Below are 10,263 nucleotides of genomic sequence, written 5' to 3' on the forward strand. Positions count from 1 at the left end.
AAAATTAATAATTGGGCTTAAGTCAGGAGGAACGGTATATGGCAAATCCAGCAAAGATCAGTAAAAACAAGGACGGCAGCCTGAATGTGCCGGACCATCCAATCATTCCTTTCATCGAGGGCGACGGCATCGGCCCCGATATCTGGCGGGCCACCGAGGCGGTCATCGACGCTGCCGTCGAAAAAACCTACGGCGGCGACCGGAAAATTGAATGGCTGGAACTGCCCGTCGGGGAAAAGGGATACGCGCAAACCGGCAACTATCTGCCCCAGGCGTCCCTGGACACCATTGAAACCCATGTGGTGGCCATCAAGGGGCCGCTGACCACGCCCATCGGCAAGGGCATCCGGAGTCTCAACGTGGCCATCCGGCAGCGGCTGGACCTGTATGCCTGCGTCCGTCCGGTCCGTTATATCGAAACCGTTCCCAGCCCCATGAAATTCCCGGAGAAGATCAATATGGTGGTCTTCCGGGAAAACACCGAAGACCTCTATGCCGGCATCGAATGGGCGTCGGGCTCGGATGAGGCGGTCGCGGTGGCGGATTTTTTCAAATCTAAGATGGGGGTCGATCTGCCGCCCGCATCCGGTATCGGTATCAAACCCATCAGTCCGGCCAATACCAAGCGCCTGGTGGCCAGCGCCATCGGGTACGCCCTGGAAAACGGTTTTTCCAGTGTGACCCTCATGCACAAGGGCAATATCATGAAATTCACCGAGGGCGCCTTTGCCCAGTGGGGATATGAGGCGGCCCGGGATCAGTTTGCCGACCGGACGATTACCGAGGCCCAGCTTTATGACCGTTACGACGGAAAGGCACCCGAGGGAACGGTGGTGATCAAGGACCGGATTGCAGACATGCTGTTCCAGCAGGTGCTTCTGCGGCCCGAGGAATACGGCGTCATTGCCACGCCGAACCTCAACGGCGATTATATCTCAGACGCCCTGGCCGCCCAAGTCGGTGGATTGGGCATGGCGCCGGGAGCCAATATCGGCGACGTCTGCGCCGTGTTCGAAGCCACCCACGGCACTGCGCCCAAATACACCGGACTGGACAAGGTGAACCCCGGTTCACTGATCCTGTCCGGGGCCATGATGCTCGATTACATGGGGTGGAAAGAGGCGGGCAGCGCCGTTCGCGATGCCGTTCAGGCGGCCGTCAAGGCCCGCCGGGTGACCTACGACCTGGCCCGGCAGATCGAGGGGGCCCAGGAAGTCAAATGTTCCCAGTTTGCCGCGGCCATCGTCGGTCAGATGAAATAGGACCGGGCGTGTTCGGTCGGAAGATGGTGCCGGGGGCCTTCACCGGCTGGCTGCATTGCGTGGCCGACGCGCTGTTTCCGGCCAGGTGCGTGGACTGTGGCCGGCTGTTTCACCATATGGCCGCCACGCCGGGAATAACCGACGCCGGTTCCGCAGCGATGGACCCGTATTTCTGTCCGGGATGCCGGGGACGGTGGACAGCAGTGGCATCCCCCCTGTGTTCCCGCTGTGGACTGGTGTTTAAAGGCCGCGCCGGGGAGGACCACCTGTGCGGCAGGTGCCTGGATCGTCCCGGTGCCTTTACCCGGGCCCGTGCCGCCGGCATTTACGACCAAACCCTGCGCACCGCCATCCATGCCTTGAAGTTCAAGGGGCAGGTCCGCCTGGCCGCGCCGCTGGGGGTGCTGCTTTTCGATACGTTCCGGCGTTATTGGACAGCCGGCGACATCGACATGGTGGCGCCGGTTCCCCTTCACCGCAACCGATTCCGCCGGCGCGGCTTCAACCAGGCCTACCTGCTGGTGAGAAGGTGGACGCTGCCTGCGGGGACCGATGTCGTTCGCGACCTGCTGGTGCGCGACCGGGCCACGGCACCCCAGACCGGATTGGACCGGCGCCAGCGGCGCATGAATATCAAAAATGCGTTTTCGGTCAATCGCCCCGGTCAAAGCGCCGGCAAGCGGGTTCTGCTGGTTGATGACGTGCTGACCACCGGTGCAACGGCGGATGCCTGTGCCGGCGTTCTGATTCAAGATGGGGCCAGACGGGTGGATGTGCTGACATTGGCCCGGGCGCTCCAGTCCTGAATGTGCCCGTTTCCACAACGGCCACCCCATTGCTGTTTTTCGTTTTCTGAGGTTGCCGATTGCTGCTGGTAAAAAAAAAGGATAATTATTTTTTTCAATTTCCGGCGCTGAGCCGGTTTCCGGGGCTGACCCATGCCATCGCCTGCCGGTCCGGCGGCTTCAGCCGGGCGCCCTTTGCGGGGCTGAATCTCAGTCCGGGCGTGGGCGACGAACCGGAAGCGGTGGCGGCCAATCGGCGGCGCCTGCTGGCGCGAAGCGGCGGCGGCATTCACGTGTATACCCGTCAGAATCATGGCACGGCCATCCGGGTGGTCTCGCGGGAGGCGTGGGAATGCGGTGAACCCATTCAAACCGGCCCGGTGTCGGCCGATGCCCTGATTACGAATGTGCCGGGGATTCGTTTGCTGATCCAGACGGCGGACTGCCAGGCGGTGATGCTTTTCGATCCGCAAAAGCGCGTGGTGGCCAACGTCCACTGCGGCTGGCGGGGCAGTGTCGCCGACATCCTCGGAGATGCGGTTTCGGTTATGTCGGGTGAATTCGGTTGTGACCCCGGGCGGTTGATCGCGGCCATCGGCCCCTCCCTGGGGCCCTGCTGTGCCGAATTCATCAATTACGAAAAGGAAATCCCCCGGCCGCTGTGGCCCTTTCGCGTGGGCCCGCACCATTTTGATTTCTGGCGGATCAGCCGGCACCAGTTGGCCGCCGCCGGTTTGGCTGCTGACAACGTTCATGGCCCCGGAGTCTGCACCCGCTGCAATCCGCACCTGTTTTTTTCATACCGGGCTGCGCGAAAGACCGGTCGTTTCGCCGCACTGATCGGCATGGATGCGGACTCCGATTAGAGGAAGGGAAGGTATGACCGCACAAGACACCCTCGTGTTGTGGAACCGGCCGGCTGCGGCGGGCTATTACCGCATGGGACTGGCCTGCAGTGCCGGTTTCGATAACGCCAGACCCGGGCAGTTTGTCATGGTCCGTACCGGCAACGACGCCACCCCCCTGCTGCGCAGACCCTTTTCCCTGCTGGGTCTGATCCGGGAGGCGGACCGGGTGACCGGCATCGAGATCCTTTTCAAGGTGGTGGGCAAGGGGACCCGGCAGCTGTCCCGATGCCGGAAGGGCGACCGGCTGTCGGTCATCGGTCCGCTTGGAAATGCCTTCCTGGTGCCCGACACCTGTCGCCAGCTGATCCTCGTGGCCGGCGGGGTCGGTGTTCCGCCCATCCGATTCCTGGCGCAATCGCTGCTGGAGCGGAAAGGCGGTCTCAATCGTTGCGTGGTTTTCATCGGTGGCAGGACCAGGGAGGACCTGGTCTGTATCACCGAATTCGACCTGCCCGGATTTTTGCTGGATGTGTCCACCGATGACGGCAGCCAGGGGCGTCAGGGTGTGGTGACCCGCAGCCTGGAAGCGGCGCTGGATGCCGGTCCGGCGGATTTGATCTGCGCCTGCGGGCCGATGGGAATGCTCAAGGCGGTTTCCGCCATCGCCGCGGCACGCAGCATCCCCTGTCAGGTGTCCATCGAGGCCATGATGGCCTGCGGAATGGGCGCCTGCCTGGGATGTGCGGTGGGCGTAAACGACGACGATTCGCGTTACCGGCACGTTTGTGTGGACGGTCCGGTTTTCGATGCCGGCCGGCTTCGGTGGTGAGGGGTTTCGATGCCGCAGCAACAATTTGAGATTGACTTGCTCACCCAGCTATGTTAAACGCACACATTCCGATCAAGGCCTTATCTGACGCCATTTCGCGGTCGGAGAAGGGTCGACTCCCATGAAAAAAGAAACGCGAACGTGGATACGAGAACTGGCATTCTACTCCAGCCTGGGTTTCTCGGTTTCACTTTCCATATTTATCGGACTTGGGATCGGTGTGTATCTGGACAGGCGGTTTGACACATCACCCTGGTTGATGCTTCTCTTTCTGGGGCTCGGTATCGCCGCCGGATATCGGAACATTGGCCTGGCTATTAAAAAAAGCCGCAAATTGTGACCCGTAGCAGCGAAATCCGACCACCGTGAATATTCAGCAGCGCTTACTCACTTTCGTTACCCGATCCAACTGGGTGCTTCTGGTTTCGGTCAGCCTTCTTGGCCTGCTGGCAACTTCTCCGCCCTTTGCCAGGGGGCTGATCTTCGGCGGTCTCATCGTTACGGTCAATTTCCACCTGCTGGCAAAAACCCTGAAAAAAGCGCTTCACCCCCAACATCTGACTTCTCCCAACGTGATCCTGGTTAAATACTACATCCGATTCATCATCAGCGGCGTGATCATCTTCTTTCTTATCCGCCAGCAGGTGGTGAACCCTATCGGTTTGTTCATCGGTCTTTCCGTCGTGGTCGCCAGCATTACCCTGGCCACCATGGTTGAGCTCAAAAAACTTATTTTCAAGGAGGCGGTCTAAGGATGGAGCATCCCTATCTATTTTTCGTGAAGATTTTTGAAGCGATCGGGCTGGGGCATTTCGCCCACACATACCCCCATGTGGTCTACTCCTGGGTTCTCATGGCAATCCTGATTGCATTGGGTGCCATTGCCACCAAAACCATCTCTTTGATTCCCGGCAAAGCCCAGAACCTGTCCGAAGTGATCGTTTCCGGGATTGAAGAGTTCATGGTCGATACGGCCGGTGAAGAGGCCCGGTGGCTTTTTCCCCTGGCGGCCACGATTTTCATCTATATTTTTATCGGCAACCTGATCGGCATCATTCCCGGATTTTTACCGCCCACGGCCAACCTCAACACCACGGCCTCGTGTGCCGTCGTGGTGGTGGTCTTCACCCACATTATCGGTATCAAGTACCATGGCGCGGCCTATATCAAACACTTCATGGGACCCGTCTGGTGGATGGCGCCACTGATCTTTGTCATTGAAATCATCGGCCATCTGGCACGGATCCTGTCGCTCTCCTTCCGTCTGTTCGGAAACATGATGGGACACGAGATCGTCCTGGCCATCCTTTTCGGTCTGGCCGGAGCCTTCTTCGCGCCCCTGCCGATCATGGCCCTGGGTATTTTCGTGGCCTTCGTTCAGGGGTTTGTTTTCTTTCTGCTGTCGGTCATCTATTTCTCCGGGGCCATGGAACACGCCCATTGATGGGGAAACCAAGTAGGGAAGCCCGTCGAATCGCTGACGCGGATCGACTGTCGTTCAATAGTATGGGGTAACTGGAAGAAGCCCTAATTATCAATCTTTTAAAGGAGGTAGTGTAGGATATGGAAGCTCAAGCATTGCAGTTTTTCATCGCGTGTGTGACAGCAGCTGGTTTTGGTATTGCAATAGCCGCCTTCGGTTGTGGTATCGGACAGGGCATGGGCCTCAAGTCCGCCGTTGAAGGCATCGCACGCAATCCCGAATCTTCCGGTAAGGTCACCGTGACCATGCTGATCGGCCTGGCCATGATCGAGTCTCTGTGTATTTACGCACTGGTTGTGTCGCTGATCCTGATCTACGCGCATCCCCAGGCTGCCGCGATCGCCGGGTTGTTCGCCCACTGATTTCCGTACCTGCTACAGCACGAACATGAAAAGGGCCGCTGCTTCATTGCAGCGGCCCTTTTCCATTTAATCTATTGGTAAGCCTTCACAGGTTCAGGGTTGCATTTTTTTATCGACCTTGCTCGCAGGTTCAGGTTATCGGTTCACGGTTTTCGGTTTCCAGTTCACAGTTTTTTCAATGAACCCTTGAACGGTCACCTGCGCCGCAGGAATTTTTTCAGATAACGGCCGGTGTGGGATCCGGCTGCCCTGCAAATGGCTTCCGGCGTGCCGGCCGCCACCACGCGTCCGCCCGCGTCTCCTCCCTCCGGCCCCAGATCGATGATATGATCGGCGGTTTTGATCACATCCAGGTTGTGCTCGATAACCACCACCGTGTTGCCCGCATCCACCAGCCGATCCAGGACCCCGAGCAGTTTGCGGATATCGTCGGGATGGAGTCCTGTGGTGGGTTCGTCCAGAATATAAAGGGTGTTTCCCGTTCCCCGCTTGCTCAGTTCCCGGGCCAGTTTGATCCGCTGGGCTTCGCCCCCCGAAAGCGTCGTGGCGCTCTGCCCGATGGGGACATAGCCGAGTCCCACATCCGCCAGCGTCTGGAGTTTGGTTCGGATGACTTCCACATTTTGAAACATGGCCAGTCCCTGACTGACGGTCATGTCCAGCACCTCGGCAATGTTTTTCCCCTTGTAGCGGATTTCCAGGGTCTCCCGGTTGTAGCGCTTGCCCTTGCAGATGTCGCAGGGCACATAGATATCGGGCAGAAAATGCATCTCGATGCGAATGATGCCATCCCCTTCGCAGGACTCGCATCGGCCGCCGCGGATATTGAAGCTGAAGCGGCCGGGCTTGTATCCCCGCATCCGTGCTTCCGGGGTGCGGCTGAAAAGATCCCGGATCGGAGTAAACAGGCCGGTGTATGTGCCCGGGTTGGAACGGGGGGTTTTTCCGATGGGCGACTGGTCGATGTCGATGACTTTGTTGATGTGTTCCAGGCCGGTAATCCGTGTGTAGCCGCCGGCAGTCAGGTGGAGCTGCTGAAGGCTGCGGATGGCTGCCCGGTAGAGGGTTTCCAGAACGAGGGTGGATTTGCCCGATCCGGAGACACCGGTGACGCAGGTAAATACACCGGTTGGAAATGAAACGTCGATGTCTTTCAGGTTGTTCTGACATGCACCGACGATTCGGATTGCTCCCCGGTCGGTGGGCCGTCTTCGGTGTGGCACCTCGATTTCGAGCCTGCCGGAGAGGTATTTTCCGGTCAGGGATCGGTCGTCTTCGAGCATGGCGGCCGGTGTCCCCTGAAAGACCACCTGACCGCCATCAACCCCGGCACCGGGCCCCATGTCCACCACGTGGTCGGCCGATCGGATGGTGTCTTCGTCATGCTCCACAACCAGCACCGAATTGCCCATGTCGCGCATATTCATGAGTGTGTCCAGCAGGCGGGCGTTGTCCCGCTGATGAAGGCCGATGCTGGGCTCGTCCAGTACATAGAGCACGCCGGTCAGTTTCGATCCGATCTGGGTGGCCAGCCGGATCCGCTGGCTCTCACCGCCGGAAAGGGTGTGGGCCGGCCGGTCCAGGGTCAGATAGGAGAGCCCCACATCCTCCAGGAAAAGCAGGCGTGCCGCAATTTCGTTGACGATTTTTTCGGCGATCAGGCCGCGTTTGCCGCCGGGTCGGAAAGCGTTGAAAAACGTCCTCAGGCCGGTGATGGATCGAGACGTCAGATCCCCGATGGACAAGCCGTCGATCTTTATGTGTCGGCTTTCCCTGCGCAGCCGTGAACCGTTGCAATGGGGGCAGGCGGTCGCAGCCATGAAGCCGTCCAGACGTTTTTTTTCGGCGGGGGACACCGCCTCGGCATATTGTTTCTGCAACTGCGGAATGATGCCTTCAAACGGCTTCATTTTTTTTATGGTACGACCGTTTTCACGGACGGTAAAGGGAATCTGCCGGCCTCCCGACCCCTTCATCAGGACGGTTTTAAATGCGTCCGGAAGGTCCTGGTACGGGGTATAGATATCCACCCCGTAAAAGGCGGTGAGATTTTCCAGAAATTCCCCGAAAGCCACCGAGTGACGGTGTGCCCATACGGTTATCGCCCCTTCTCTCAGGGACAGTTCCGGATTGGGGACGATCTGCAGGGGGGAAAAGTTTTTGGTGGTTCCCAAACCATCGCAATGGGGGCAGGCGCCGTGGGGGGAGTTAAATGAAAAACTGGCCGGCGTCAGTTCAGGATAACTGACCCCGCATCGGGTGCAGGCGGCGTTTTCACTGAAGTGCAGGGTCTCGACCACCGCCTCCATGTGCTTGCCGACGAATGCCACCGACACATGGCCTTCGGATCTGGCGATGGCCAGTTCCATTGAATCCGCCAGGCGATTGCGGATCTTTTCGTTGAGAATCAGCCGGTCCACCACCACCTCAATGCGGTTGGCGGGGCCGGCTGAACCATCGACGAGACTGTCCAGCTCCCTTATTTTTCCATCGATGCGAACCCGGGCGAACCCGTCTTTTCTCAGCTGATTCAGCACCTGCTTGACACCTTGCATCGGGTTTGCCGGAAGCGGTGAGAGAATCATGAGGCGGGAGCCGGCGGGCCGCTGCATGACCGATTCGACCATTTCGTCGATGCTTTGAGAGAGGATCGGCCTGCCGCACCGGTAGCAGTGGGCAATCCCGGCACGGGCATACAGCAGGCGGATGAAATCGTAAATCTCGGTTACCGTGCCCACCGTCGAACGGGGGTTGTGAATGGCTGTTTTCTGCTCGATGGCAATGGCCGGCGAGAGACCCTCGATCAGGTCCACGTCGGGTTTTTCCATACGCTCCAGAAACTGGCGGGCATAGGTGGACAGGGATTCCACGTAGCGGCGCTGGCCTTCGGCATACAGGGTGTCAAAGGCCAGGGTGGATTTGCCCGATCCGGACAGGCCGGTGATCACCACCAGCCGGTTGCGTGGCAAAAGCAGGCTGATGTTTTGGAGGTTGTGCTCCCTGGCCCCTTCGATGGTAATGGCGTTTATGGTCGTCACGGCGCTGGATGGGTTGATGGTTCGAACATTTTGATTGACGGGGGCCGCAAAAGCTATGGCGTGCCCTGGCGGCTCAGCCATCGGGCCTGCGTCGCGGCCATGGTGATGGCCGCCACCATGCTGTCCGCAGAGGCCTTTCCCGTTCCGGCAATGTCATAGGCGGTGCCGTGGTCGACGGATGTGCGCACAAAAGGCAGACCTAGGGTGGTGTTTACCCCGTCGTCGAAGTGGATCATTTTAAACGGCCCCAGCCCCTGGTCATGGTACATGGCCACCACTGCATCGTATGCGCCCCGGGACGCATTGAAAAAGACGGTGTCGGGTGGGTGGGGGCCGGTGACGGTTATACCCCGGGATGCGCACAGGGCAATGGCCGGTGTGATGATGGCAGATTCTTCGTTTCCAAAGAGACCGGATTCGCCGGCGTGGGGGTTGAGCCCGGCGACGGCGATTCGGGGCGCCGCCAGGCCGAAACGGGTTCTCAGGGAATGGTCGGTCAGGGCAACGACCTTCGTTATTCCCTCTGTGGTCAGGGTCCGGGAAACCTGCTCAAGGGGAATATGAATGGTCGCCAGGACCACCTTGAGCCGGGCGCCGGCCAGCATCATGGCATAATCGGATGTGCCTGTCCGCTGGGCCAGAATTTCCGTATGCCCGCTGAAAGGGATGCCTGCCATTTTCAGGGCGCGTTTATTGATGGGGCCGGTGGCGATTGCAGAAATCCGGCCGGCCACGGCATCATCGATGGCCGAATTCAGGTAGGCCGCCATGGCCGTTCCGGATGCGGCCGTGGGCGATGCCCATTCAAAGCCGGAGGTCTTTCTCTTTTCCGGGTTGACCACGACGATGCCATGGCTCCCGATGGATGCCCCGTCGATCGACTGCCGCTCGGTCAACGCCAAGGAGGTGCCGGTCGACGCCGCACCGGCTTTCAGGCAGGCGGCGTCGCCATAGATCACGGGCCGGCAGCAATGAAAAAGTCGTGGATCGGCAAGGGCTTTGGGGATGATTTCCGGGCCGATGCCCACCGGATCCCCCATGGTGACGGCCACCAGCGGTAAGTTCGGTTTCATGGTCAGATTAACCCCAGGTTGTCCAATGGCATAAAGAATCTATCATACGTGGGCGTCAGGGGTTTGTAAATTCATTTCGACGGTTCCCCGCATTCGAGGCCCGTCGTTTTTCCGGTCCGTCGGTTCAGTATAAATGAAGGCTGTGAGGAGGGCGCCGGGTGGCCCCGTTCCACTGGGGGGGCGTCCGGTTCGCGGGCGTTGCCCTGATTCCGATGCTGGCGATGAGTGGAACCGAAACAAAACCCGGAAAAAACGGAAATCAAAGAAAAAAGAAAAAAATTGAAGAAAAACCGAGTTCACTCGTTCGTTTTGGCATTGTTGATAACTCCCGATCTGCTTAAAATGCTTATGGAAAAAGAACAGGTTTGAAAAACCTTGTATTTCGAAGCAGTTGCTCGGTCGATACGTGTTAACCGACAGTTATCTATATTAATATAAATCTTTGTGAGGATTGTGTTAGTATTTTCTTTAACCGCCAATCTTTCGCATTGACTTGCAACATCCAATTCAGTAAATAGTTTGCCAGTCGCGCTGACTTGCGGCTACCTTTCTGAAAACCTCAGATAATTAACCAAAAACTTCA

The 10,263-nt window shown here is 58.6% G+C and carries 11 protein-coding genes; 9 read left to right on the forward strand and 2 right to left on the reverse strand.

Annotated features, from left to right (window positions below):
* The first annotated feature begins 38 nt into the window (after positions 1 to 38).
* The 8 genes from icd (at position 39) to atpE (ending at position 5,569) form a co-directional block, all read left to right on the forward strand.
* On the forward strand, positions 39 to 1,262 hold the full coding sequence (gene icd, locus DSCA_RS31855) for an isocitrate dehydrogenase (NADP(+)) (RefSeq protein WP_155320251.1): 1,224 nt from the start codon (positions 39 to 41) through the stop codon (positions 1,260 to 1,262).
* Positions 1,263 to 1,270: 8 nt separating this feature from the next.
* Positions 1,271 to 2,068 (forward strand): ComF family protein, encoded by a 798-nt coding sequence (locus DSCA_RS31860; protein WP_155320252.1) that lies wholly within the window; start codon positions 1,271 to 1,273, stop codon positions 2,066 to 2,068.
* A 59-nt stretch (positions 2,069 to 2,127) separates the two neighbouring features.
* The gene (locus tag DSCA_RS31865) at positions 2,128 to 2,913 is read left to right on the forward strand and encodes a polyphenol oxidase family protein (protein ID WP_155320253.1); all 786 of its coding nucleotides are present in this window, start codon (positions 2,128 to 2,130) and stop codon (positions 2,911 to 2,913) included.
* Positions 2,914 to 2,926: 13 nt separating this feature from the next.
* Positions 2,927 to 3,724 carry a dihydroorotate dehydrogenase electron transfer subunit gene (locus DSCA_RS31870; RefSeq protein ID WP_167528047.1) on the forward strand — a complete coding sequence of 266 codons (798 nt, stop codon included), beginning with the start codon at positions 2,927 to 2,929 and terminating at the stop codon, positions 3,722 to 3,724.
* Between the two features lie 121 nt (positions 3,725 to 3,845).
* Positions 3,846 to 4,064 (forward strand): AtpZ/AtpI family protein, encoded by a 219-nt coding sequence (locus tag DSCA_RS31875; protein WP_155320255.1) that lies wholly within the window; start codon positions 3,846 to 3,848, stop codon positions 4,062 to 4,064.
* A 25-nt stretch (positions 4,065 to 4,089) separates the two neighbouring features.
* On the forward strand, positions 4,090 to 4,476 hold the full coding sequence (locus DSCA_RS31880; RefSeq protein WP_155320256.1) for an ATP synthase subunit I: 387 nt from the start codon (positions 4,090 to 4,092) through the stop codon (positions 4,474 to 4,476).
* Positions 4,477 to 4,478: 2 nt separating this feature from the next.
* A complete protein-coding gene (gene atpB, locus DSCA_RS31885) occupies positions 4,479 to 5,168 on the forward strand; it encodes a F0F1 ATP synthase subunit A (RefSeq protein ID WP_155320257.1) in 690 nt (229 codons plus the stop codon).
* A 119-nt stretch (positions 5,169 to 5,287) separates the two neighbouring features.
* Positions 5,288 to 5,569: an ATP synthase F0 subunit C gene (gene atpE, locus DSCA_RS31890; RefSeq protein WP_155320258.1), complete on the forward strand. Its 282-nt coding sequence runs from the start codon at positions 5,288 to 5,290 to the stop codon at positions 5,567 to 5,569.
* A gap of 194 nt (positions 5,570 to 5,763) precedes the next feature.
* Here the strand turns inward: atpE and uvrA are convergent, their stop codons facing one another.
* Complete coding sequence (gene uvrA / locus DSCA_RS31895) at positions 5,764 to 8,688, reverse strand: excinuclease ABC subunit UvrA (RefSeq protein WP_155320259.1); 2,925 nt, start codon at positions 8,686 to 8,688, stop codon at positions 5,764 to 5,766.
* Complete coding sequence (gene pdxA / locus DSCA_RS31900) at positions 8,661 to 9,680, reverse strand: 4-hydroxythreonine-4-phosphate dehydrogenase PdxA (protein WP_155320260.1); 1,020 nt, start codon at positions 9,678 to 9,680, stop codon at positions 8,661 to 8,663. The genes uvrA and pdxA overlap by 28 nt, the downstream gene beginning before the upstream one ends.
* A 158-nt stretch (positions 9,681 to 9,838) precedes the next feature.
* On the opposite strand from pdxA, the gene DSCA_RS31905 reads away from it, so the two are divergent.
* Positions 9,839 to 10,021 carry a hypothetical protein gene (locus tag DSCA_RS31905; RefSeq protein WP_155320261.1) on the forward strand — a complete coding sequence of 61 codons (183 nt, stop codon included), beginning with the start codon at positions 9,839 to 9,841 and terminating at the stop codon, positions 10,019 to 10,021.
* The last annotated feature ends 242 nt before the right edge of the window (positions 10,022 to 10,263 follow it).

Source organism: Desulfosarcina alkanivorans (assembly GCF_009688945.1).
Classification (GTDB): domain Bacteria; phylum Desulfobacterota; class Desulfobacteria; order Desulfobacterales; family Desulfosarcinaceae; genus Desulfosarcina; species Desulfosarcina alkanivorans.

Excerpts from the sequence above, each read along its gene's own strand:
- icd (WP_155320251.1), top strand. The coding sequence starts at position 39 with ATGGCAAATCCAGCAAAGATCAGTAAAAACAAGGACGGCAGCCTGAAT.
- DSCA_RS31870 (WP_167528047.1), top strand. The coding sequence starts at position 2,927 with ATGACCGCACAAGACACCCTCGTGTTGTGGAACCGGCCGGCTGCGGCG.
- DSCA_RS31875 (WP_155320255.1), top strand. The coding sequence starts at position 3,846 with ATGAAAAAAGAAACGCGAACGTGGATACGAGAACTGGCATTCTACTCC.
- atpB (WP_155320257.1), top strand. The coding sequence starts at position 4,479 with ATGGAGCATCCCTATCTATTTTTCGTGAAGATTTTTGAAGCGATCGGG.
- atpE (WP_155320258.1), top strand. The coding sequence starts at position 5,288 with ATGGAAGCTCAAGCATTGCAGTTTTTCATCGCGTGTGTGACAGCAGCT.
- uvrA (WP_155320259.1), bottom strand. The coding sequence starts at position 8,688 with ATGGCTGAGCCGCCAGGGCACGCCATAGCTTTTGCGGCCCCCGTCAAT.
- pdxA (WP_155320260.1), bottom strand. The coding sequence starts at position 9,680 with ATGAAACCGAACTTACCGCTGGTGGCCGTCACCATGGGGGATCCGGTG.